Annotated in this window: 17 protein-coding genes; 14 read left to right on the forward strand and 3 right to left on the reverse strand. The window is 55.7% G+C overall.

Going from position 1 to position 25389, the window contains the following annotated elements:
* Positions 1 to 375 (forward strand): hypothetical protein (locus J1779_RS00830; protein ID WP_217202599.1); only part of this gene is annotated, 375 nt, incomplete at its 5' end.
* Between the two features lie 240 nt (positions 376 to 615).
* Here the strand turns inward: J1779_RS00830 and phoA are convergent.
* Together phoA and putA are read right to left on the reverse strand one after the other, a co-directional pair.
* Positions 616 to 2040 carry an alkaline phosphatase gene (phoA, locus tag J1779_RS00835; RefSeq protein ID WP_217202600.1) on the reverse strand — a complete coding sequence of 475 codons (1425 nt, stop codon included), beginning with the start codon at positions 2038 to 2040 and terminating at the stop codon, positions 616 to 618.
* 351 nt (positions 2041 to 2391) lie between these two features.
* Positions 2392 to 6366 (reverse strand): trifunctional transcriptional regulator/proline dehydrogenase/L-glutamate gamma-semialdehyde dehydrogenase, encoded by a 3975-nt coding sequence (gene putA, locus J1779_RS00840; protein WP_217202601.1) that lies wholly within the window; start codon positions 6364 to 6366, stop codon positions 2392 to 2394.
* 531 nt (positions 6367 to 6897) lie between these two features.
* On the opposite strand from putA, the gene putP reads away from it, so the two are divergent.
* From putP to phoH, 6 genes are all read left to right on the forward strand, one after another.
* The gene (gene putP, locus J1779_RS00845; protein WP_136375077.1) at positions 6898 to 8382 is read left to right on the forward strand and encodes a sodium/proline symporter PutP; all 1485 of its coding nucleotides are present in this window, start codon (positions 6898 to 6900) and stop codon (positions 8380 to 8382) included.
* A gap of 261 nt (positions 8383 to 8643) precedes the next feature.
* On the forward strand, positions 8644 to 9495 hold the full coding sequence (efeU, locus tag J1779_RS00850; RefSeq protein ID WP_122095183.1) for an iron uptake transporter permease EfeU: 852 nt from the start codon (positions 8644 to 8646) through the stop codon (positions 9493 to 9495).
* 45 nt (positions 9496 to 9540) lie between these two features.
* A complete protein-coding gene (gene efeO, locus J1779_RS00855; RefSeq protein ID WP_183847259.1) occupies positions 9541 to 10680 on the forward strand; it encodes an iron uptake system protein EfeO in 1140 nt (379 codons plus the stop codon).
* A 58-nt stretch (positions 10681 to 10738) separates the two neighbouring features.
* Positions 10739 to 12034, forward strand: coding sequence for an iron uptake transporter deferrochelatase/peroxidase subunit (gene efeB, locus J1779_RS00860; protein ID WP_217202602.1), 1296 nt, complete (start codon positions 10739 to 10741; stop codon positions 12032 to 12034).
* Positions 12035 to 12210: 176 nt separating this feature from the next.
* On the forward strand, positions 12211 to 13482 hold the full coding sequence (locus J1779_RS00865; protein ID WP_217202603.1) for a chloride channel protein: 1272 nt from the start codon (positions 12211 to 12213) through the stop codon (positions 13480 to 13482).
* A 715-nt stretch (positions 13483 to 14197) separates the two neighbouring features.
* The gene (gene phoH, locus J1779_RS00870; protein WP_217202604.1) at positions 14198 to 14986 is read left to right on the forward strand and encodes a phosphate starvation-inducible protein PhoH; all 789 of its coding nucleotides are present in this window, start codon (positions 14198 to 14200) and stop codon (positions 14984 to 14986) included.
* A gap of 88 nt (positions 14987 to 15074) precedes the next feature.
* Here the strand turns inward: phoH and chaA are convergent, their stop codons facing one another.
* Positions 15075 to 16175, reverse strand: coding sequence for a sodium-potassium/proton antiporter ChaA (gene chaA / locus J1779_RS00875; RefSeq protein ID WP_056770249.1), 1101 nt, complete (start codon positions 16173 to 16175; stop codon positions 15075 to 15077).
* Between the two features lie 711 nt (positions 16176 to 16886).
* Between chaA and J1779_RS00880 the strand changes: the two genes are divergently transcribed.
* The 7 genes from J1779_RS00880 (at position 16887) to J1779_RS00910 (ending at position 25386) form a co-directional block, all read left to right on the forward strand.
* On the forward strand, positions 16887 to 17576 hold the full coding sequence (locus J1779_RS00880) for a gamma-glutamylcyclotransferase (RefSeq protein WP_056770253.1): 690 nt from the start codon (positions 16887 to 16889) through the stop codon (positions 17574 to 17576).
* 261 nt (positions 17577 to 17837) lie between these two features.
* The gene (locus tag J1779_RS00885; protein WP_238485005.1) at positions 17838 to 20078 is read left to right on the forward strand and encodes a TonB-dependent receptor; all 2241 of its coding nucleotides are present in this window, start codon (positions 17838 to 17840) and stop codon (positions 20076 to 20078) included.
* 234 nt (positions 20079 to 20312) lie between these two features.
* Positions 20313 to 21881 (forward strand): ABC transporter substrate-binding protein, encoded by a 1569-nt coding sequence (locus J1779_RS00890; RefSeq protein ID WP_122095193.1) that lies wholly within the window; start codon positions 20313 to 20315, stop codon positions 21879 to 21881.
* Positions 21881 to 22933: an ABC transporter permease gene (locus tag J1779_RS00895; protein WP_056770260.1), complete on the forward strand. Its 1053-nt coding sequence runs from the start codon at positions 21881 to 21883 to the stop codon at positions 22931 to 22933. The genes J1779_RS00890 and J1779_RS00895 overlap by 1 nt, the downstream gene beginning before the upstream one ends.
* Before the next feature lie 9 nt (positions 22934 to 22942).
* Positions 22943 to 23821: an ABC transporter permease gene (locus J1779_RS00900; protein ID WP_082465677.1), complete on the forward strand. Its 879-nt coding sequence runs from the start codon at positions 22943 to 22945 to the stop codon at positions 23819 to 23821.
* Positions 23811 to 24716: an ABC transporter ATP-binding protein gene (locus tag J1779_RS00905; protein ID WP_420804198.1), complete on the forward strand. Its 906-nt coding sequence runs from the start codon at positions 23811 to 23813 to the stop codon at positions 24714 to 24716. The genes J1779_RS00900 and J1779_RS00905 overlap by 11 nt, the downstream gene beginning before the upstream one ends.
* Entirely contained in the window at positions 24709 to 25386 is a 678-nt protein-coding gene (locus tag J1779_RS00910; RefSeq protein WP_056770263.1) for an ABC transporter ATP-binding protein, read from the forward strand. Before J1779_RS00905 ends, J1779_RS00910 begins: the two co-directional genes overlap by 8 nt.
* Positions 25387 to 25389: the final 3 nt, after the last annotated feature.

The following is a 25389-nucleotide window of genomic DNA, read 5'->3' on the forward strand; positions in this document are numbered from 1 at the left end:
GCGCGCTACCGCTCGCGGGCTATGTTTCAGGGGCTTGCGTTATTGCCGCAAAATCCCGCCGCTTCGCGGTGCCCTCCGCTCGGGTTACAACCCGCGCAAACAGACGCGCGGTTTTCCACCACTCCCTCCGGCGTGATTTTTGAGCGCGGCCAATGGCTATGTCATTCAAAAGATCATAGAGACTTAAGTTTTGAATTAAAAAGTCGAAAACGGTGCCACTCCTTCCGGCGTGATTTTCTGTGCGGCCACTGGCATTTCAAAATCAAAGGAAATGTGTTTGGTTTTGCTTCACATAGCCTTTGGCCGCGCTCAAAACGACGTCGAATGAACGGTGAGAAACCGCGAGGGTGTTTTTCCGAGCGGGTTCCAACCTGAAATGAGAGGACCGCGTAGCGGCGGAGTTTGCGGCAATAGCCGGAGCCGCTGGAATATAGCCAGCGAGCGGCAGCGCGCAGTGAAAGAGCCTGGGATTCTTAAGGGGGGCGGCGATAAGCCCCCCTTAAGGCCCGTTTGGGCGGCGAGCCCAAGGTTTTGACCTTAAGGCCGGTGTGGGTGGCAACCCACGGTCTTGACGTTGAAACTCAGCCCGCGCCCCTAACCCTTACCGTTCTAATCTCATTGAATCCCCATTGCTCCCTTCATGGTGAAGAAAAGATCCGTCTGATCGGTCAGGCCCACCACATTCCCTGCGTGTGGACCGAACGCGGCAACGCGCAGTTGCGTGCCGGTGTGGCCCTGGGAATCGTCTTCTGAGTTGCCGTAACTGATGGTCATCGGTGCGCCATCTTTCGTGGTCAGCGTTTGTGTCAGGCCCGGCGCTTTGGCGTCGGTTTCGATGATCTGGCTGGAATGGGCGTGGTCGGCGGTGACGATAACCAGCGTGTTGCCGTCCTGACGGGCGAACTCCAGCGCTTTTTGCACGGCTTCGTCTAAATCAACGGTTTCACCAAACTGTCCGCACGGGTTCGCGGCGTGATCCTGTTTATCAATCGATGCGCCTTCAACCTGCAGGAAGAAACCCTTTTCATTGGTTTTCAGCAGATCGATGGCTTTTTCAGTCATGGCGGCAAGCGTCGGGATATCCGCCGTTCGCTGCGGGTTGGCTTCGCAGGTGACGGCAGGTTTATCAATGTTGCCGTGATACGAGGCTTTTGGACCCTGCCAGCGTACCGGCATGTTGCTTTCGGAGAACAGGCCGAGCACCGGTTTTTTCTGGTCGGCTTGCGTTACTGCGCTGAGCTCACCGGCGTTTTCCACCCACACATATCCCTGCGCCAGTGCCTGTTCTTTCAACGATTTGCCCTGGAAATCACCGGCTTTGGCCAGCTGGCTGAAGGATTTTCTGCCGCCACCCAGCGTAACATCGGCGCGCGTCTGCAATAACTGTTCGGTGATGGAACCGCGGCCGCCGTTTTCCAGCGCGTTAGTGGCGCATTTCTCAGTGGTTTCTTGCGGACCGTAACATTTACGGGAAGTGACGTGGGCGATTTGTGCGGCCGGGGTGGCGTCCTGTAATTCGGCGGTCGACACGTTGCCGGTGGCTTTTCCGGCGGCTTTCGCAATTTCAAGGATTGTCTGGTGATCTTTACCGTTTACATCCACGCCAATCGCGCCGTTATAGCTTTTCACGCCGGTGGACCAGGCGGTGGCTGAAGCGGCAGAGTCGGTGACGTAGTCAGGTTTTTGCGTTTTCTTATCGAGAGAATAATGGGTGTACTGGCCGGTAAGCGGCAGGGCGTCGATGCCTTTGAAATAACCGCCTGCGCCTTCCGCGTAATTTCGCGCCGAGGTGATTTCAGAATCACCCATGCCGTCGCCGATCAGCAAAATAACGTTTTTGACCGTTTTGTCAGAAAGCGAGGCTTTCAGCGCGGCTGTCTGATCACCGCTGAGACGGCGTGCGCCACCTTGTTCGGTCAGGACGCCTTTTGCCGCACGGTCGGTCAGTACGCTGTTTTCATCAGCGAAAGACCCGGCAGAAGCGGAAAGCAGCAGGGCGGCAGCGATGGCGCGGGCGAGCAGAGATACAGGTTGTTGCATTGTCAAAACTCCTTTTAATAAAACGAAAGAAATACAAATACACAGTTTGATTTATTTTGTTACTGGCAGGGTAAGTCAGAGGGATGACGGATTTATGACAGAGGAGACAGATATTGTGGCTGGCGGGCAACGTGTCGGGGATTGCCTTACATGGGGGAGTCTCAGAGCACGTACATCGTGTACGCGATAAAGCATGTTTGAAAAAAAACGTGGGAGATCAAAGAGGGAGGCACTTTCCTTCCTCTCTGGCGGTGTCGGCACAACGGGTTAAGCGATCACTGCAACTGAGAAACCGACACTGTTTCGGTCAGGGTTAAAGGCCGCCATTGCGGCGGCCACTGATATCAACCCTCACCCGATGGTCATCAGACTCGCATTTCCTCCCGCCGCGGCGGTGTTCACACTCAATGAGCGCTCGTGAAGCAGGCGCTCCAGCAACACATTGTCATCGCCGCGCGCAAAGCCCTGCACTGACACAATGGCGCCAGGGCGGTTGGCGATAATCTGACACAGTTCCCGCAGCTGATCGGCGTCGCCGTGGTAGATGACCGCATCGAAGACCGGCGCATCGTTTTGCCAGTCTTGTGCGAAGTCCACGCGTTCCTGTACCGCCGCGGGTAACTGGCTGAACAGTTCGCGCTGTAACGGCGCTTCCGGCCACAGGATCCGGCAACCGGTCGCGGTGATGGCGGCAAGCTGGAGCAGGGCGTCGGCCTGGTTATCGGCCAGTGCCAGAACACGTTCGCGGGGTAACAGGGCGTAGGTGTTGCGTTCGCCCGTTGGCCCCGGCAGGGTGCGCAATGTGCCGCCCTGGCTGCTTTCGGCGAAGCGCGTGCACACGTCGATAAAGGCGGCCGGTTGCTGGCTGCGGGTTGCCCACTGTTGCAACGCGCGGTGCGGTGCAAGCAGCGCGTCGCGCACGGACGTGTCCAGCGGCAGATCGCGATCCTGACGCAGCAAGGTTTGTTGCACGGCAAATGGCGGACGGCTGCTGAGCAGGCGATAAAGATAGAGCGGGCCGCCCGCTTTCGGGCCGGTGCCGGACAAGCCTTCGCCGCCAAACGGCTGTACACCGACCACGGCGCCAACCATGTTGCGGTTCACGTACATGTTGCCGACGTGCGCCTGCTGGGTCACACGGTGGATGGTTTCGTCGATGCGGGTGTGAATGCCCAGCGTCAGGCCGTAACCGGCGGCATTAATCTGACCGATCAGCTTATCCAGATCCTGACGGGCATAACGCACCACGTGCAGCACCGGGCCGAAGATCTCTTTCTTCATCTCGTCAAAGCTTTCCAGCTCGATAAGCGTCGGTTTTACAAAGGTGCCGCGGTTCCATTCCTGCTGATCAGCGGCGAATTCCTGCGTGGCCTGATACACCGTGCGGCCTTTGGCGCGCATGGCATCGATATGTTTTTCAATACCGGCTTTGGCATCGGCATCAATCACCGGCCCGATATCGGTAGACAGGCGTTCCGGATTGCCCATGCGGCATTCGGCCATCGCACCGCGCAGCATCTGCAAAGTATGATCGGCCACGTCATCCTGAATGCAGAGCACGCGCAGAGCAGAACAACGCTGACCGGCGCTGTCGAAGGCGGAGGCCACCACGTCCATCACGACCTGCTCGGTCAGGGCGGAGGAATCGACAATCATCGCATTCAGGCCGCCGGTTTCGGCGATAAGCGGCGTCGGACGCCCCTGCGGATCGAGTCTTCCTGCAATGTTGCGTTGCAAAATACCCGCCACGTCGGTGGAGCCGGTGAACAGCACGCCGCGAACGCGTTCGTCATTGACCAGCTGCGCACCGACGGTTTCGCCTTTGCCCGGCAGCAGTTGCAGTACCCCCGCCGGAACACCGGCTTCGTGCAGAATACCGACGGCAAGCGCCGCAATCAGAGGCGTTTGCTCCGCCGGTTTTGCCAGCACGCTGTTGCCTGCGGCCAGTGCGGCCGCGATCTGACCGGTGAAAATCGCCAGCGGGAAGTTCCACGGGCTGATACACACCACCGGGCCGAGCGGACGGTGCGTGTCGTTGGTGAAATCTTCGCGGATCTGACCGGCATAGTAGTGCAGGAAATCCACCGCTTCGCGCACTTCGGCGATGGCGTTATTAAAGGTTTTTCCGGCCTCGCGCACCAGCACGCCAAGCAGACTTTGCAACTGCGCTTCCATCAATTCTGCACCGCGTTGCAGGATTGCGGCGCGCTCTTCGGGAGGCGTCGCAAACCAGATGGCGCCGGCCGTGGCGGAAGCGTCCAGCGCACGGCTGATTTCCGCTTCTGTGGCTTCACGTACGTGCCCGACGATGTCGGTATGTTCAGACGGGTTGATGACCGGCAGGAATTCGCCGTCGTCAGTGGGCGCATCGATCATCGGCTGCGCGGTGACCGTATGGCTGGCGCTTTGCAACAGGGCGCTGGACAGCGAGGCCAGACGGTGCTCGCTGGACATATCCAGCCCGGCAGAGTTGACGCGTTTATCGCCGTACAAATTACGTGGCAGGGCGATGCGCGGGTGCGGCAATCCGACCTGTCCTTCCGTGGCGGCCAGCGCTTCAACGGCCAGAACCGGATCGGCGATCAGTTCGTCGATTGGCAGCGTGGCATCGGCGATGCGGTTGACAAAAGAGGTGTTGGCGCCGTTTTCCAGCAGGCGGCGAACCAGATAGGCGAGCAGCGTTTCGTGGGTGCCGACCGGGGCATAGATGCGGCAAGGGCGGTTGAGTTTTCCTTCGGCAATTTTACCGACAACCTGCTCGTACAGCGGTTCGCCCATGCCGTGCAGGCACTGGAATTCGTACTGACCCGGATAATAGTTGTTACCGGCCAGCTGATAAATGGCTGCGACGGTGTGGGCATTGTGGGTGGCGAACTGCGGATAAATCAGGTTCGGCACGGCCAGCAGTTTACGGGCACAGGCCAGATAAGAGACGTCGGTGTAAACCTTGCGGGTGTAGACCGGATAATCGTCCAGCCCGTCCATTTGGGCGCGCTTGATTTCACTGTCCCAGTACGCGCCTTTTACCAGACGGATCATCAGGCGGCGACGGCTGCGCTGCGCCAGGCTGGTCAGGTAGTCGATCACCATCGGACAGCGTTTCTGATAAGCCTGGATCACAAAGCCGATGCCGTTCCAGCCCGCCAGTTCCGGCTCAAAGCAGAGTTTTTCCAGCAAATCGAGGGAGATTTCCAGACGATCGGCCTCTTCGGCATCGACGTTAATGCCGATGTCATAGCTGCGGGCCAACAAGGTCAGCGACAGCAGGCGGGGGTAAAGTTCTTCCATGACGCGTTCGTACTGCGCACGGCTGTAGCGCGGGTGCAGGGCGGAAAGTTTGATGGAAATGCCGGGGCCTTCATAAATGCCACGGCCATTGGAGGCTTTACCGATCGCGTGGATCGCCTGCTGGTAAGAGTGCAAATAGGCCTGTGCGTCTTTTTCTGTCAGCGCTGCTTCACCCAGCATGTCGTAGGAATAACGGAAACCTTTGTCTTCGTGCTTTCGGGCATTGGCCAGCGCTTCGGCAATGGTTTCGCCGGTCACGAACTGTTCGCCCATCAGGCGCATGGCCATGTCCACGCCTTTGCGGATCAGCGGCTCGCCGCCTTTACCGATAATGCGGCTGAGAGATTTAGACAGGCTGGCTTCGTTGTGCGTGGCCACCAGTTTGCCGGTGAACAGCAGACCCCAGGTAGCGGCGTTGACGAACAGCGACGGGCTGCGGCCCAGGTGAGAGTGCCAGTTGCCGTTGCTGATTTTGTCGCGGATCAGCGCATCGCGCGTCGGTTTATCGGGAATGCGCAGCAGGGCTTCCGCCAGACACATCAGCGCCACGCCTTCCTGCGAGGAAAGGGAGAACTCCTGCAACAGGCTTTGCACCATACCGGCACGGCCATTGGCGCTCTTCTGGTTACGCAGTTTGGTGGCGATGTCGGCAGCCAGTTTCTGCGCCGCGTCATGAAGTGGCGCAGGTAAACGCGCCTGTTCGAGCAGCATGGAAACGGCTTCCGGCTCAGGGCGGCGATAGGCGGCGGTGATAGCGGAACGGCTGACGGACTGCGGCTGGATTTGCTCGGCAAAATCGAGGAAGGGCTGATGCGATTCCTGAACCGTCAGCGGCGGGGTATCGTCGGCGTTTTCAGCCGCAGCGCCGTTCAGCGCGGGGATTTCCGGCAGCGCGTCGCCATTTTCCAGCCGTTCAAGATAGGAAAAGATCGCCTGTTTGATCAGCCAGTGCGGCGTGCGGTCAATTTGCTGTGCGGCCACTTTAAGCCTGTCGCGCGTGCCTTCGTCCAGCTTCACGCCCATCGTCGTCATACCCATGCGCCAATACTCCATATAAAGAGGTTCAGGTGATTTCATTATGTTTATGGCATGCAATATCTTCTATGTTGCAACCTTGTGCAACCTCATTCACACAGGAAGTCTGCCTGATGTGATTTGGCTGGCATTTTTAACATCTCAACAACCGTGCTGGCCTCTCAGATGCCGCTGTGCGGGTTCCTTCGTGATGCTGTGGAGGGTGCAACCTTTGCGTCTGTAACGTGCAACCTGTTATCAGAATAAGTGTGATGGAGCGTGAATTTTGTGTATCTGATTTGTTAATTATCTTGAATTCAATGGTGTGCTAAACCAGTATCCGCCCGACAGGAAATTTGAATAAAAACCCGATTAGCCACCTGTAAAAAGAAAAAATATGGAGAGTAATGCTGCATCCTTTACGGGTTTCAGCCATCATCTCGCCCCGGCATGAGATTGACCGCGTTTATCGCCGCGTCAGGACAGACAGGTGCCGGCCTGCATGAAATATGCATCGCTAATAAGCACGACAAATAACAAGAAGTGGAGAAAACAATGACAATGAACACACCGATGCTGGTGACGTTTTGTGTTTATATTTTCGGGATGATTTTGATTGGACTCATCGCGTATTTACGGACCAAAAACTTTGATGATTATATTCTGGGTGGCCGCAGTTTAGGCAGCGTGGTGACCGCGCTTTCCGCCGGGGCGTCGGACATGAGCGGCTGGCTGCTGATGGGGTTGCCGGGGGCGATTTTTATTTCCGGCATTTCCGAAAGCTGGATTGCCATCGGCCTGACCATCGGCGCGTATCTGAACTGGAAACTGGTGGCAGGGCGTTTACGTGTGCATACCGAAGCCAACAATAACGCGCTGACCCTGCCGGATTACTTTACCCATCGTTTTGAAGATTCCAGCAAACTGCTGCGCATTATCTCGGCGGTGGTGATTCTGGTCTTTTTCACCATCTATTGCGCCTCCGGCATTGTGGCCGGTGCACGTTTGTTTGAAAGCACCTTCGGCATGACCTACCAGACCGCCTTGTGGGCGGGGGCGGCGGCAACCATCATTTATACCTTTATCGGGGGCTTTCTGGCCGTCAGCTGGACGGACACCGTGCAGGCCAGTCTGATGATTTTTGCACTGATCCTGACGCCGGTGATCGTCATCCTCGCGGTTGGCGGTATTGATACCTCAATGATGGTCATTCAGGCTAAAAACCCGCAATACACCGACATGTTTAAGAACATGAATCTGGTGGCTATCCTGTCGCTGCTGGGCTGGGGGCTGGGCTATTTCGGCCAGCCGCACATTCTGGCGCGTTTTATGGCGGCGGATTCTCACCGTACCATTCGCAGTGCGCGCCGCATCAGCATGACGTGGATGATTCTGTGTCTGGCGGGCACCATCGCGGTCGGCTTCTTCGGCATTGCGTACTTCAGCAATAATCCGGGCCAAGCGGGGAACGTGACGCAAAACGGTGAGCGCGTGTTTATCGAACTGGCGAAACTGCTGTTCAATCCGTGGATTGCCGGTGTTTTACTGTCCGCGATCCTGGCTGCGGTGATGAGTACGCTGAGCTGTCAGTTGCTGGTGTGCTCCAGTGCTATCACCGAAGACCTGTATAAGGCGTTTCTGCGTAAGGGCGCAAGCCAGCGTGAGCTGGTGTGGATTGGTCGTCTGATGGTTCTGGTGGTGGCGCTGGTGGCGATTGCGCTGGCGGCAAACCCTGAAAACCGCGTGCTGGGTCTGGTGAGTTACGCCTGGGCAGGCTTTGGTGCGGCATTCGGGCCCGTTATCCTGATCTCGGTGATGTGGAAACGCATGACCCGCAACGGCGCGCTGGCCGGGATGGTGGTCGGTGCCGCTACCGTGATTTTGTGGAAACAGTACGGCTGGGCCGAGCTGTATGAAATCATCCCCGGCTTTATTTTCGCCTCGCTGGCTATCTGGATTGTCAGCCTGACCGGCAGCAAGCCGTCCAAAGCAGTTGAAGAACGTTTCAACACGGCGGAAGCCGAATACAACAGCATCTGATTTTCGCCCCGGGCGGTGAATCAGACAGTGACCTCACGGAGCCTTCGGGGCTCCGTTTTCTTTTACGGCCCCCTGTATCCGGGGTACTGAAACAACCGGCAATATTTTTTCGTGCGCTTTTCCCCTCCCGTGCTCAAAAAACAGCATGTGGCCTCTTGTATTTATCTCGCCAGGAATGATAATCACTATCGTTTCGATTTTACTTTTCTTTACAGAGTGCTTGCACAAACTGTAAGTCATTTGTTCTACGGGAGTTCCGCTATGTTCGTTCCGTTTCTCATTATGTTCCGCGAAGGGCTGGAAGCCGCGCTTATCGTCAGCCTGATCGCCAGTTATCTGAAACGGACGCAGCGCGGGCAGTGGCTCGGCGTGGTCTGGATTGGCGTGATCGTGGCCGCAGCATTGTGTCTGGCGCTGGGTATTTTCATCAATGAAACCACCGGCGAGTTTCCGCAAAAGCAGCAGGAGCTGTTCGAAGGCATTGTGGCGGTGGTGGCGGTCTGCATTCTGACCTACATGGTGTTCTGGATGCGTAAGGTGTCGCGTTCAATCAAAGTACATCTGGAAGGCGCGATTGATAACGCGCTCAACTCCAGCCGCGGGCAGGGCTGGGCGCTGGTGGCGATGGTGTTCTTTGCGGTGGCGCGCGAAGGGCTGGAATCGGTGTTCTTCCTGCTGGCTGCGTTCCAGCAAGACGTCGGTATCGAAGCGCCGATTGGCGCACTGCTCGGCCTGGGCGCGGCGATCGTGCTCGGTTTCCTCATCTATTACGGCGGCGTGAAGCTGCATCTGGCCAAATTCTTTAAATGGACCAGCCTGTTTATTCTGTTTGTCGCCGCCGGTCTGGCTGCGGGGGCCATCCGCGCGTTTCACGAAGCAGGGTTGTGGAACCGCATGCAGGATATCGCCTTTGACCTGAGCGGGACGCTCTCCACGCACTCTTTATTCGGAACCCTGCTGGAAGGCATGTTCGGGTATCAGGAAGCGCCGACCGTCAGTGAAGTCGCGGTGTATTTCCTGTATCTGATCCCGGCGCTGTTCCTGTTCTTTATGCCGCAGAGCAAATCGCCTGTGGCCGCTGCGGCTTCCGCCGGGCACAAAACACAACGCTGATTTTACGTTAATTGTCTCTTCACACAGTTTGTCATGGAGTGGTACATGTCCTATTCATCCCCGCTGTTTCGCCGTAAAGCTTTACAGATTGCACTGTTGTCTCTGCCCGCTTTTGCGCTGAGCGCCAACGTGCTGGCTGCTGATGTTCGTCAGGTAAAAATTACCGTTAATGATAAACAGTGTGAACCGATGGCGCTGACCGTGCCTGCCGGTAAAACGCAGTTTGTCGTGCATAACGCCAGCCAGAAAGGTCTGGAATGGGAAATTCTCAAAGGCGTGATGGTGGTGGAAGAGCGCGAAAATATCGCGCCAGGTTTCACCCAGAAAATGACGGCTAACCTGGAACCGGGCGAATACGACATGACCTGCGGACTGCTGAGCAATCCAAAAGGCAAACTGACCGTGACCGCAGAAGGCGCAGCGGCCGCCACCAAACCGGACGCCATGGCGCTGGTTGGCCCGATTGCGGAATACAAAGTCTATGTGACTCAGCAGGTGGGTGAACTGGTTTCCCACACCAAAGCGTTCACTGAGGCGATTAAAAAGGGCGACCTGAAAAAAGCGCAATCCCTGTACGCTTCCACCCGCGTTTATTACGAGCGCATTGAGCCCATCGCCGAACTGTTCTCCGATCTGGATGGCAGCATCGACGCCCGTGAAGACGATTTCGAGAAAAAAGCGGAAGACCCTAACTTCACCGGTTTCCACCGTCTGGAGAAAATCCTCTTCGCCGACAAAACCACCCAGGGCACCGAGAAATTTGCCGATAAGTTGTACGCCGATACGGTGGATCTGCAAAAACGCATTACCGATCTGACCTTCCCGCCAAGCAAAGTGGTCGGCGGGGCAGCGGGTCTTATCGAAGAAGTGGCATCCAGCAAAATCAGCGGTGAAGAAGACCGTTACAGCCGCACCGACTTGTGGGATTTCCGTGCCAACCTCGATGGCGCTCAGAAAATCGTTAACCTGCTGCGTCCGTTGCTGGAAAAAGCCGACAAACCGTTGCTGGATAAAATCGACGCTAACTTCAAAACCGTCGATACGCTGCTGGATAAATACAAAACCAAAGACGGTTATGAGAATTACGAAAAACTGTCTGATGCAGACCGTAACGCAATGAAAGGGCCAATCACCACCCTGGCAGAAGATTTAGCCAAACTGCGTGGTGTTCTTGGTTTAGATTGATTTTTCAGCGCCTTTCCCCTGACCGGGAAGGGCGCTTTTAAATTTCCGAGGCAGAGTAATGAGTCATAAAAACAATAATCAGGACGACGTTTCTTCTTCGCGCCGCAGTTTGCTCAAAGGCGTGGGATTGTTAGGCGGGGCATTTGCCCTGGGCGGCGCATCCACTGTGCAGGCCGAAAAAACACCCGGTGCAAAACCAGAGTACACGCCAGGTACGGTCTCCCCGGACGAACGCTGGGGCAGGCAGCCTTATTATGGTGAACATCAGGCCGGTATTCTGACACCACAACAGGCGTCGATGATGCTGGTGGCGTTTGATGTGCTGGCGACAACGAAGGCCGATCTGGAGCGTCTGTTCCGGCTGCTAGACACCCGTTTCAGCTTCCTGACCACCGGTGGCACCGCGCCTTCTGTGGATCCTAAATTCCCGCCGATGGATTCCGGCGTCATGGGCAGCGAGATTTATCCGGATAATCTCACCCTGACGCTCTCCGCCGGTGATTCCCTGTTCGATGAACGTTTTGGGCTGGCCGCGCACAAGCCGCTGAAACTTCAGCGCATGGCGCGTTTCCCGAACGATTCTCTTGATGCCAAACTTTGCCACGGCGATTTGCTGCTGCAAATTTGCGCCAACAACAGCGATACCGTGGTTCACGCGCTGCGTGACATCATCAAATACACGCCGGATTTGCTCAGCGTGCGCTGGCGCCGCGACGGGTTTATCTCGTCCCACGCTGCGCGCAGCCAGGGCAAAGAAACGCCGATCAATCTGCTGGGCTTCAAAGACGGCACGGCCAATCCTGACAGTAAAGACAAGGCGCTGATGGACAAAGCCATCTGGGTTACTGCCGATCAGGGTGAACCCGCGTGGACCGTCGGCGGCAGCTATCAGGCCACCCGGATTATCCCGTTCCACGTCGAATTCTGGGACCGCACGCCGTTGCAGGAGCAGCAGACCATCTTTGGCCGCCACAAGGCCACAGGTGCGCCGCTGGGCATGGAAAAAGAGCACGACGTGCCGGATTACACTAAAGACCCGGAAGGGAAGGTGATCCCACTGGATGCGCACATTCGTCTGGCTAACCCGCGCACCAAAACCACTGACGATAATCTGATGCTGCGCCGTGGATACAGCTATTCTCTGGGCGTCACCAATTCCGGCCAACTGGAGATGGGCCTGCTGTTCGTCTGCTTCCAGCACGATCTGGAAAAAGGCTTTCTCACGGTACAAAAACGCCTGAACGGCGAACCGCTCGAAGAGTATATCCGCCCGACAGGCGGCGGTTTCTTCTTCACGCTGCCGGGTGTGCAGGATGAGAAACATTATCTCGGGCAAACGCTGATCGAGGCGTAATCCCTGCTCCTCCTTCCTGCCGGAAGGAGGAGTCCCGCTGTGCGTTGTGACCCCGCTGTTGTGACCACGCGATTGTGAAAAATTTGTTGTGGAAAAAGCCCTCTGGCTGATGCGCGGTTTAACTGAGTTTGTGTAATCTGTTCATCTAAAATCAACAGAATCAGTGAAACCCTGACATGTCCGAATTGAATCCTCCCGCAGAAACCAGCCCGTTATGGCGGCTGACCGCAGCCACTTTGTGTACCGGCGTTCTGGCCGGTCTGGGCGGCATGCTGCTGGCGCTGCTGCTGCATTTCCTCCAGCACCTTGCGTTTGGCTACAGCCCCGACTTTATCATCAGCAACGAAAGCTTTTTACAGGGTGTCAGTGAGGCAACACGCTCGCGGCGTCTGGCGGTGCTGGTCTTGTGTGGCGCCGTGGCGGGGTTTGGCTGGTGGGCGCTTTACCGCTGGGGCAAGCCGCTGGTCAGCATTGCGGCGGCGGTGAAATCTGATCAACCGCGTATGCCTCTCCTCAGCACCACGCTCCATGCGTTGCTGCAAATTATCACCGTGGCGCTCGGTTCGCCGCTCGGGCGCGAAGTCGCGCCGCGCGAGATCGGGGCGGTGTCTGCCAGCTGGCTGGCCGGGCGGTTCAGCCTGACGGTGCGTGAAACGCAGATCATGATTGCCTGCGGGGCAGGCGCCGGGCTGGCGGCGGTGTATAACGTGCCGCTGGGTGGCGCGGTGTTTGTACTTGAAGTGTTGCTCGGCGCGTTCAGCTGGCGGTTACTGTTACCGGCTATCGCGACTTCCTCCATTGCGGCGCTGGTGGCGTGGATCGGGCTGGGCAATGAATCGCAGTATCATCTGATGCAACTGAATACCACGTCCTCGCTGATGGTCTGGTCAGTGGTGATGGGGCCGGTATTTGGCGTGGCCGCATACGGGTTTACGCGCATGACCAACCGCGCAAAAGCGCAGGCACCGCGCGATGCCCGGCTGATTATTTTCAATCTGCTGAACTTTGCGTTCATCGGCATTCTGGCGGGCTGGTTGCCGCAATTGCTGGGCAACGGGAAGGGGCCTGCACAGCTGAGTTTTGATAATCAGATTACGGTGGCGCTGGCGGCAACGGTGCTGGCCGGCAAACTGGTGATCACCTGGAGTACGCTGCGCGCCGGTGCGCAGGGCGGATTGCTGACGCCGGGGCTGTCTAACGGCGCGCTGCTGGCCTGTATTCTGGGTGCAGTGTGGAATATATTCTGGCCCGGCACCTCGCTCGGCGCGTTTGCCATTATCGGGGCGGCGGCGTTTCTGGCCTCTTCAATGAAAATGCCGTTAACCGCGGTGGTGCTGATTATGGAGTTTACGCGGGTTGATCATGACTTTTTAATTCCGATCCTTTTCGCCGTCAGCGGGTCGATCGCCTGCTTTACCTTATGCAGTAAAATCAGCGTGGAAAAATAACCGGAGGGAGGATCCCAAAAAGATCCTCAAGATCCTGTTGACGAAGACTACAAATTTTTTTACATTTTAGTAACGCATTTATTTCAGCTGTCATTATACTGAAATCATAGCGCGATAGTTTTTGAGTGGTACGGTAAATAGGTTTTTGAGCAGCACTGTAAAAGGTTTTTCTGAGTGTACGGCCAATGCCGTTAATAACACTGCGGGGAGCGCGAATGGTAAAGTCCTTGTTTGGGCTGGTGAGAGTAAATAACAGGCTTCACTCATTCACTCGTTGTTGTCGCGTCACTGCAAACGAGGGCAAGGCTTCCGACTCTTTATTATTTCGTCACGCATTTTCAGCATATTCCTATCTTTCTTCACTGATGTTTTCATCCACGCAACAACAACCCTGTTCTTTAACTGACTCTTCTTCTCCTAAATCCGGGAGACTCTTTCACACTGGTGCGAACAGCATTGGCTTTAATTCTGGCAATTTTATTGTGCGGGTCAGCGGTTTGTCATTATTGACATTCAGTTCATTACTGACAATGCCTCTTCGTGAAAAGAAAACAGCCAGGAGATTATTTCTTAATCAATGGGATCGATTTTCCTCTTCACGTTATTCATTGGCTTCAATTGGTCTAAAAGGAGACCAAAACCTCATTTGTGAGTGAAACATAACCGTGCGGGAAACCGCCTTAGCGTTAAGTGAATCAAACTGTAAGGTGCCACTATGGGAAGACAGAAAGCAGTGATCAAAGCTCGCCGTGAAGCAAAACGAGTCATTCGTAGCGACTCACGCAGTCACCGCCAGCGCGAGGAAGAATCTGTGACATCACTGGTACAGATGGGCGGTTTGGAATCGATTGGAATGGCACGGGATACACGCGACCACTCCGCAATCGAAGCACGTACCGAAGCTCAAGGTCATTACTTATCAGCCATAGAGAATAAGCAGTTAATTTTTGCCACAGGTGAAGCCGGTTGCGGCAAAACATTCATCAGCGCTGCGAAAGCAGCTGAGGCATTAATTCACAAAGAAATCGACAGGATTATTGTGACACGTCCGGTATTGCAGGCCGATGAAGATCTCGGTTTCCTGCCAGGCGATATTTCAGAGAAGTTTGCCCCTTATTTCCGCCCGGTCTACGACATCTTATTACGTCGCCTGGGATCTTCATTCCTGCAATATTGTTTGCGGCCGGAAATTGGGAAAGTGGAAATTGCGCCTTTTGCTTACATGCGCGGACGCACTTTCGAAAACGCAGTGGTTATTCTGGATGAAGCGCAGAATGTCACCGCCAGTCAGATGAAAATGTTCCTGACCCGACTGGGTGAAAATGTGACGGTGATTGTGAATGGTGATATTACCCAGTGTGATTTACCACGTGGCGTAGTATCAGGGCTCAGCGATGCATTATCCCGTTTCGAAGAAGACGAAATGGTGGGCATCATTAAGTTTGGTAAACAGGATTGCGTGCGCTCTGAGTTGTGCCAGAGAACGCTGAATGCTTACTCATAATTAATTCTCCATAAATGACCGAATTGATGACAATAAAAAGGCCGCTCCGATGAGCGGCCTTTCTTGTTATGGCGTTTATCTGCCAGAGTTAAAGCATAATAATCATCATATAGGCACAGAATAAGGCCAGATGCGCCGTTCCGTTCAGGACATTAGTACGTCCGGTCGAGAATGAAATCTGACACAGGATCAGCACCGCCAGCATCACCACGATGTTCGCCGGGTCGAGGCCGAAAATCAGGTCCTGACCGGTGAGGGTGGCAATCACGGTCACCGCCGGAACGGTCAGGGAAATGGTCGCCAGCACCGAGCCGAAGAACAAATTCATCGCACGCTGTACCTGATTTTGCAGCACCGCTTTCAGCGCGCCCAGCCCTTCAGGGGAGAGGATCAACAGCGCCACCAGGAAACCGGTGAACTGCGCAGGGGCGTTCAGTTCAGTCAGCAGGCTTTCCAGCGGATTGGCATTGAATTTAGTGACGGCGATAACCAGCACCAGATGCACGATAAGCCATAAGGTGTGCGTCAGATTACTTTTGGAAGAGGGCTTTCCGTGGCCGCTTTCTTCATCGTCATCTTCGTGCTCGTAAATAAACAGGCTCTGATGCGTTTTGGTCTGAATGAGCAGGAACACGCCGTACATGGCGGCGGAAATCACGGCGACAAACAGAGCCTGCGTAGTGGAGAAGTTTCCGCCGGGCAGCGCAGCAGGCAGAACCAGCACGATGACGGCCAGCGGGAAAATCGCCATCAAATATTGTTTGATACCACCAAGATTTACGTACTGAGTCGCAAATTTACGACCGCCCAGCAGCAGGGCAACGCCCACCAGGCCGGCAGTGACGATCATGATGATCGAGAATAAGGTGTCACGCATCAGCGCGGGAGCGGCATCACCGGTCGCCATCAGGGCAGAAATCAGGCTGACTTCGAGGATGACCACTGAAAGGCTGAGGATGAGCGATCCATAAGGTTCGCCAAGACGGTGTGCCAGCACGTCCGCATGACGCACTACGCTGAATGCACTGGCAAGGATCCCCACCAGAGCAATGAGATTGATACCAACGACTGATGCAAAGTTACTGCTGTTGCCCCAAAAAACGAGGACGATAAGGGCGGCAATGGGAAAAATCAGGGAATATTCCTGATGGCGGGTTTTGATTTTGGGATGTTCCTGAGACGACACCATGATGATTTTTCTCCTTATAAACATGCGTGACCCTGCAAAGCGGGTGTCACGAAGAAAACAATAACCGCCTGTCCGTCGGTTATCAGTAAAAACGCGCTGTTGCGTAATGGTGTAACCTGTTAAGTATAGTAGATAAATTAATCTATTAACAGAAAATAATGCAGGTTAACCACAAAAAAACGACGTACTGCCTGTTTATCAGCAGGTGTGGCGAATTAAAGGCGATTATCCACAGACTTAACTTGCCGTGTTAAATAATTAAAACAATAGTAATCAAGCAATTGGATTTTCATATTTACCTTATGGAGGCATTGCGTCAACTTATGTAAATAATCACGATACCCACAGGCTGAACAGGTGAAAAACCGCTTTTTTCGCTCAGATAAGGCGATTCACACGCGGCCTGTGCATTGCCTCCCGCAAGCGTAGCACCGGTCTTGCGGCGAGGCAGATCTTGTCGGTTTATCTGTGATATTTCCGCCTAAAATTCAACATTCATACAATGTTCATAAAATAATCACTTTATTTTCGTTTTGTGATCGTTCTCAACCTTGATTGCAACGAGAGAAACGAATAAGGTTTCAAAGAGTGGGGTATACCAAAAATCTTAAATCTGATCGCCCCGCAGACCATCACTAACCGCGATAACGGAGAACACAGCGTTAACAGCATGGCATGTTCAAAAGTACGTCGTAATGAAGGAGGGAATGAATGTTAACCCGAGATTTTCTGCGTAACGCAGATTGTAAGACAGCATTCGGCAGCATCGACGAATCGATGTTATTAACCTCCGAACAACGCGCCGCCTCACTCGATTGCACGCTGGCGAGACGCCCTGACAACAGTCCTGTGTGGATTTTTGGTTATGGCTCGCTGATGTGGAACCCGGTCTTCGACTCGGAAGAGGCACGGCCTGCCACTCTGCACGGTTATCATCGTGCTTTCTGTTTACGCCTGACGGCAGGGCGCGGCACCCACGCGCAGCCGGGACGTATGCTGGCGCTGCGTGACGGCGGCCAGACGACCGGCCTGGCATTCCGCCTGCCGGAAGATAAGCTGCACGAGGAGCTGGAGCTGCTGTGGAAGCGTGAAATGCTCACCGGCTGTTACCGCCCGACCTGGTGCGAACTGGCGCTCGATGACGGGCGCATCGTCACTGCGCTGGTGTTTATTATGGATCCCTCGCACCCTCAGTACGAAGCGGACACCGATTATCAGATCATTGCGCCGCTGATCGCCAGGGCGAGTGGCCCGTTGGGCACCAACGCGCAGTACCTGTTTGCCCTTGAAAAAGAGCTTGAGAGTTACGGTATGCGCGATGACTGCATGAGTGAACTGGTGAAGCAGGTGCGTATGCTGCTGGCGGTTTCTCCCGGCTTCGATGTGCCCGGCCTGAGCTGACGCTGTTGTTTACGTTTTGCAGGCTGCGTGATGTCCATACGCAGTCTGTTTTCCTTCCGCATTATTTATTCCCCTGATTTCAGTGAATTACCCGCCAGTCGAATAATAAAATTCCTAACCCACAATAAATAACCTTTTTAACATCCTGTTTACCCTGATGTTATTACACCGAAGTCGGTTGCAATTAGAGTCCCGATCAGCATAATTCAAATCGTTTTGATAATTATTACTATTACCATTTGAACTTTTCAGGGAACTCTCATGCATACTGAAAGTGAAATTTTTCACTCTTCTGTTTCACCGTGTACGCCTGTTTTTAAACGCAAAATGTTACCCGCCGTCATTTCTGCTGCGCTGGGAATGCTGACGCTGCCTGCCTTCGCGGCTCCTGCGACCGCACCGGCGAAAGAGGGTGACACCATCACCATCAGTGCTGCACCGCAAACTTTCACACCGGGCGGCAATGACACTGTGCCTGCTTACCTCGACGGGCAGATCGCCAACGGCGGGCGTCTGGGGATCCTCGGCGAGCAGGACGCCATGAATGTGCCGTTTAACGTGGTGAGCTTTACCGACAAGCTGATTCAGGATCAGCAGAGCCGCACGCTGGGCGATGTGCTGAATAACGATGCTGCGGTGCAAACCGGCTACGGTTATGGCAATTATTCAGAAACGTTTGTCATCCGTGGTTTTGAACTCTCCGGCGATGATATTTCGTATGGCGGCTTGTACGGCGTACTGCCACGCCAGATCTTGCCCATGGAATTTGCCGATCGCGTGGAACTGCTCAAAGGCTCCAGCGCCTTCCTCAACGGCGTACCTCCGGGCGGTACCGGCGTGGGCGGGAACGTCAACATTGAACCAAAACGCGCCACGGATACCGCAATTAACCGCGTATCGGTCGATTACACGTCGTCTTCCCAGGTGGGCGGCGCAGTGGATGTTGGCCGCCGTTTTGGTGATAACAACCAGTGGGGCGTGCGGGTTAATGCCGTTCATCGCGAAGGAGAAAGCGCGATCGATGATGAAAAACGTCGTCTGACGCTTGGCTCTCTCGGGCTGGACTACCGCGGCGACCGCTTTCGTTCCTCACTGGATTTCGGCATGAGCAAAACCAGTGTCCACGGCGGGCGTCCGGTGGTGTATCTCGGCAAAGCCACTAAAATCCCTGACATGCCTTCTGCCAGCGGCAATTACGGCCAGCAATATGCCTCGACCGATATGGAAAACGAATTCGGCATGCTGAAAGGCGAGTATGACGTGGCCGATAACTGGACTGTCTACGCGGCAGCAGGCGCCAACCATACGCACGAATTTGGTAAATACAGTTCGCCGACGTTGCAGGACAACGACGGCAACGCCACCATGAGCCGCATGACGGTACCCTATTTTGCCGACAGCTTATCTTCACAGGCTGGCGTTCGCGGTAAGTTCGACACCGGATTCGTCAACCACAGCGTGAACCTCGGTGTCTCGACGCTGTATCGCAAATACAAAACTGCCTACACCATGACGGCGGCATCGATCAGGACCAACATTTACGACCCCGTTGATTACAGTGAACCGCTGACCAACTTGTACAAAGGCGGCGACATGAGCGATCCGCTGGTGCGTAACCGCACCCGGACCTACGGCGTTTCGTTGTCTGACACAATGTCCGTGCTCGACGATCGTCTGCAGTTCATTGCCGGTTTACGCCGCCAGAACGTAGTGGTGAAAAACTACAATTACGACGGATCGGAAAATACGTCATTTGACGAAATGAAAGTGACGCCAGCCTTCGGTCTGGTGGTCAAGCCGTGGGAACACTACTCCTTCTACGCCAACCACATCGAAGCCTTACAGGCGGGCGAAACCGCAGGCACCACCTATAACGGCAGCATCGTCTCCAACGGCGGGCAGGTGAGCGGTATCGAAACGTCGAAACAAAACGAAGTGGGTGTTAAAGCCGATTTTGGTCGCGTGGCGGGTTCACTGGCGCTGTATGAAATCAAAAAACCGATTGGCATGTACCGCGCAACCGGCGAGGGTTACACCTACGGCAACTACGGTGAAGTACGAAACCGTGGGGTCGAGCTGAACGTCTTTGGCGAGCCGGTGCTGGGTGTGCGCGTCAACAGCAGCGTGACCTGGATGAACCCGGAAATGACCAAAACGCAGGGCGGCACCTATGATGGAAACGATGCCGTCGGTGTGCCGCGTTATCAGTGGGTGGTGGGCGGCGAGTGGGATATTCCCGGCGGCAGCGGCGTGACCGCGACCGGTAAAGTGATCCGTTCTGGTTCGCAGTATGCGGACGAAGCCAACAAACTGAAAGTGGATGGCTGGACGCGTCTTGATCTCGGCGTGCGCTATGCCATGCCTGTCGGGCAGAGCACGCTGACCTGGCGCGCCAATCTGGAAAACGTCACCAACGAGAAGTATTGGGCCTCTGCCACCGGCGGTTATCTGACGCAGGGCGATCCGCGCGAATTCAAGCTTTCCGCAACCTACGACTTCTGATTTTGAGCCACTCCCTTTCCCACACGGGGAAAGGGAGTATTTCTCCCACTTTTGTACAGTAACAATTCCCTGCCAGCCCGCATTCCGTCGCTTTAATAACCAATCAGATAACGTTATGCAAAATTCGCATAACGATAGTATTTATCAGACTTTCTGGGGAGTTGAAGAAACTTTACACTCCGTGTATTGGTTATTAAATAAGAGCAATTTCGCTACTTTGGAGAGTCTGTCTTGATGAAAGCTTTATTACCGTCCGTCCTGTTTACGGCTATTGCGGCTACTTTCTCTGTTCAGGCAGCCACACCGCCGGACACACTGGTGATCGCTCAGTCCATTGATGATACCTCCAGCTTCGACCCGGCTCAGGGTTTTGAGCTGACGACGGTGCAGGCTTTCAACAACATTTATCAGCGTCTGGTGCAGTCTGACCCGACCAATCCGATTGATTTAAAACCGACGCTGGCGACCTCCTGGGAAGCGGCAAAAGATAACCGCAGCCTGACGTTCACGCTGTCACCGAAAGCGACCTTTGCCAGTGGCAACCCGCTGACCGCCGATGACGTCATTTTCTCTTTGTCCCGCGTGGTGAAACTGAATCTTGAGCCGTCATTTATCCTGACGCAGCTGGGCTGGAACGACAAAAACGTCGATACCTTCCTGACCAAAATCGACGATCAGCACGTAAAAATCAGCTGGACCGCCGACGTCAGCCCGTCTTTCGTGCTGAGCCTGTTGTCTGCGCCGGTGTCTTCCATCGTGGACAGCAAACTGGTGAAAACCAATGCCGCAGGGGATGATCTGGGCCACCAGTGGCTGAGCAACCATTCCGCCGGTTCCGGTCCGTACCAGATCCGCAATTATATCCCGCATGAAGTGGTGATTCTGGCAGCTAACCCGACGTCGCCTGAAGGCGCGCCGAAGCTGAAAACCATTCTGATCAAAAACGTGCCTGATCCTGCGGCCCGCCGTCTGCTGATTGAGCAGGGCGATGCCGATATGGCGCGTAACCTCGGTTCAGACCAGATGGCCGCGCTCGAAGGGAAGAAAGGGGTGAAACCGCTGGCTATCCCTTACGCCTCGTTGTATTTCATGCAGTTCAACGCCAAAGCCTCCCCGGCGCTGGGCAACCCGGCCTTCTGGGAAGCGGCGCGTTATTTGTTCGACTACAACCACATCGCCCACGACCTGATGAAAAATCAGTTCCAGGTGCATCAGTCATTCCTGCCTGAAGGTTACCTCGGCGCCGTAAACGACACGCCATACACCTATGATCCGGCGAAGGCCAAAGCGATTCTGGCGAAGGCCGGTCTGACTAACGTCAGCTTCACGCTTTCCACCTCTAATCAGCCGCCGTATCTCGACATTGCCCAGGCGTTGCAGGCCAGCTTCGCGCAGGGTGGCGTGACCGTGAAACTGGATCCGGGTCTGAGTCAGCAGATTTCCACCAAAGTGAAGTCACATGATTACGACGCGTACATGTCTTCATGGGGCCCGGATTACTTTGACCCGAACACCAACGCCTCGGCGTTTGCCTTCAACCCGGAAGACGGCAGCAAAACGCTGGCATGGCGCGCAAACTGGTCAATTCCAGCGCTGAACAAACTGACGCTGGCTGCTATCGCGGAACCGGATCAGGCCAAACGCGTGGCGGATTACCGTCAGCTGCAACTGGAAGTGCAGAAGAACTCACCGTTCGTCATCGGCCTGCAAGCCAAAAGCCTGATTGCTGTGCGTGACAACATCAAAGGGTACGTGCAGGGCATCAACCCTGACATGGTCTTCTACAGCAAGGTCACCAAGTAATGACAGACAGTTCAACACCCGCCGGATTCGTCCGGCAGGGTTGGCGCTGGTCAGGCCGTCTGCTGACCGGCGTGATTTCGCTGGCGCTGACGTTGCTCGGCCTGCTGGCGTTCACCTTTACGCTTTCCCATCTCGCGCCGATTGACCCGACGTTGCAGGTTGCAGGCGATCACGCCAGCGAAGCCACCTATGCCCAGGTGCGTCGCGATTTAGGGCTTGATCAGTCGGTGCCGGTGCAGTTCGCCCGATATCTCGATCATCTGGCGCATGGCGATATGGGGATTTCCCGCATCACCGCGCAGCCGGTTGCCAGCGATCTGATGCGCACCTTCCCGGCAACGGTGGAACTGGCGACCTGCGCCATTCTGCTCGGCGGGAGTTTTGGCATTCTGCTGGCATTACTGGCGGTGTGGAAGCCGGGAAGCTGGCTGGATAACGTGGCGCGACTGGTGTCGCTGCTCGGCTATTCCGTACCGATTTTCTGGCTGAGCCTGCTCGGCCTGTTGCTGTTTTACGCCGTGCTGCACTGGGCTGGCGGGCCGGGGCGTCTTGACGATGTCTATATGTACACCATGACGCCGCGTACCGGTTTTGTGCTGATCGATACCTGGCTTTCCGGCGACCGCGACATGTTCTACAACGCCATCAGCCATTTATGGTTGCCGGTGACGGTGCTGGCGATGTTGTCGATGGCCGGGATTACCCGTCTGCTGCGTGCCTCGATGCTCGGTGAAATGAACAAAGAGTATGTGATTCTGGCGCGGTCGAAAGGCGCGGGCAGGGTGCGCGTGCTGCTGTGCCATGTGTTTCCCAACGTGCTGGGGACGCTGATTACCGTACTGACGCTTTCCTACGCCAGCCTGCTGGAAGGTGCGGTTCTGACCGAAACGGTGTTTGCCTGGCCGGGCGTCGGACGTTATCTGACCACGGCACTGTTCGCCGCCGATACCCCGGCAATTCTTGGCGCTACGCTGCTGATCGGCACCTGTTTCGTGCTGCTTAATGCGCTGGCTGACGCCCTTACTTATCTGCTCGATCCGCGAACCCGGTAGTGGCTGCTTATGACACAAATGATCCCCGAACAACCGACGCAGGTTGAGGCTGAGGCCGACACGCCTGTCTGGAAACCCGCGCGGCGCATTACCACACTTTCCATCGGCACGGTGCTGGTGGTGATTCTGGTGCTGACCGCGCTGCTGGCCCCCTGGCTTGCACCCTTTGACCCGAATATTCAGCACATCGAACTGCGCCTGCTGCCGCCTTCGCACGCCCACTGGCTGGGCACCGACGGTTTTGGCCGCGATCTGCTTTCGCGCGTGGTGTACGGCGCGCGTCCGACACTGCTGCTGGTTTCGCTGATCCTGTTGCTGACCATTCCGGTCGGTCTGCTGATCGGCATCAGTGCCGGTTACATCGGTGGCTGGTTTGAGCGCATTGTGATGCGCCTGACCGATATCGTGATGTCACTGCCGAGTCTGGTGATGGCGCTGGCGCTGGTCGCCATCCTCGGCCCCGGCCTGATGAACGGTGCGCTGGCGCTGGCATTTACCAGCTGGCCGCCGTTTGCGCGTCAGGCGCGGGCGGAAACGCTGGCGCTGCGCCGCAGTGATTATCTGGCTGCCGCGCGCATGCAGGGCATTGGCGGCTTCCGTCTGATGTTCGGCCATATTCTGCCGTTGTGCCTGCCAAGCGCGGTGGTGCGTGCGGCACTCAGTCTGGGCGGCATCATTCTGGCGTCTGCCGGTCTGGGTTTCCTCGGCATGGGGATTCAGCCGCCGACCGCCGAATGGGGCTCGATGGTGGCTGAGGGCAGTAAAGTGATTTTCGATCAGTGGTGGGTCGCCGCTGCACCGGGCGGGGCAATTCTGTTTGCCAGCCTGGCTTTCAACCTGCTGGGCGATGGCCTGCGTGACAAAATGGATCCACGACATGGCAACTGATGCGCTCTCTCTTCATCAAAAACACAATCATGCCAAAACGCTGCAAAATGACCGGCTGATTGCCAGGGATATGACCATCTGGCTGCCGGGCGAACGTCCGGTAGAGCTGGTGAAATCGCTGTCCCTGAACGTCGGGCAGGAGCGTGTGGCGCTGGTCGGGGAATCCGGTTCCGGTAAATCCCTCACCGCCCGCGCGCTGATGGGCCTGCTGCCACACCCTTGTCAGATGCGCGCAACGCAGCTGACGCTGGGCGATAACGATCTGACCACGCTGAAAGAGCGCGAGTGGAGCCGTTTGCGCGGTAACCGCGTCTCGATGGTGATGCAGGATCCCAAACATGCGCTGAACCCGACGCAAAAAATCGGCAAGCAGGTGGAAGAACCGCTGCGCCTGCATACCCGTCTCGGGCGCAAAGAGCGCCAGGAAAAAGTGACGGATATGCTCAGCGCCGTCGGCCTGCCGAATCCGGCATTTCTGCAACAGCAATATCCGCATCAGCTTTCCGGCGGCATGGGGCAACGTGTGATGCTGGCGATTGCGCTGATCAACGATCCGCAATGGCTGATCGCTGATGAACCGACGTCGGCACTGGATTTTGATATGCGTGAACAGGTGCTGGGGCTTATCGAGCGTTTAGTCGAGCAACGTAACATGGGGCTGATTCTGATCAGCCATGATTTACAACAGGTGGCGCACTACTGTGAGCGCGTGCTGGTGATGTACAAAGGCGAACTGCTGGACGAACTTGCGGCGGACCAGCTGGCGCACGCCACGCATCCGTACACGCAGACGCTCTGGTCGTGTCGTCCGAGTAAGTTTACTCACGGCGAACGTCTGCCGGTATTGGATCGCGAGCTTCTGGCGTCGCTGAAAAAGGAGCCTCGCCATGAGTGAAGCTATCGCTGAACTGCAACAGTTAAGCGTTTCCCACCGTATGGGGCATGAAGTGCGCACCGTGGTGCATAACGTCAATCTGACCATCAACAAGGGCGAATGCTTCGGTCTGGTGGGGCCGTCCGGTTGCGGTAAATCGTCGCTGCTGTGGGTGCTGGCGGGTCTGAACGGCCAGTGGGACGGCAGCCTGACGCTGCTCGGGCAGCAGGTCAAACCCGGCAAACCGTTTACCGGCAGCCTGCGTCGCGACGTGCAGATGGTCTTTCAGGATCCGTATGCCTCGCTGCATCCGAAACATAAACTGCTGCGCACGCTGGCAGAGCCACTGAAAATCATCAAAGAGCAGGACATTGAGCAAAAAATTGCCGAAGGTTTCCGGCAGGTCGGGCTGGATCCGGCGCTGATGAAACGCTATCCGCATCAGCTCTCTGGCGGACAGCGTCAGCGCGTCGCGATTGTGCGTGCTTTATTGCTCAAACCGAAACTGCTGCTGCTTGATGAACCGACCTCCGCCCTGGATATGTCGGTGCAGGCAGAAATCCTCAACCTGCTCAACGATTTAAAATCCGCAGGGGATCTGACCATGTTGCTGGTCAGCCATGATGCCGACGTGATTGATCATATGTGTGATCGTGCGGTGCATATGGCCAAGGGATATGTTTTGAGCTAAATC

It is taken from the genome of Rahnella rivi (assembly GCF_019049655.1).
GTDB lineage: Bacteria > Pseudomonadota > Gammaproteobacteria > Enterobacterales > Enterobacteriaceae > Rahnella > Rahnella rivi.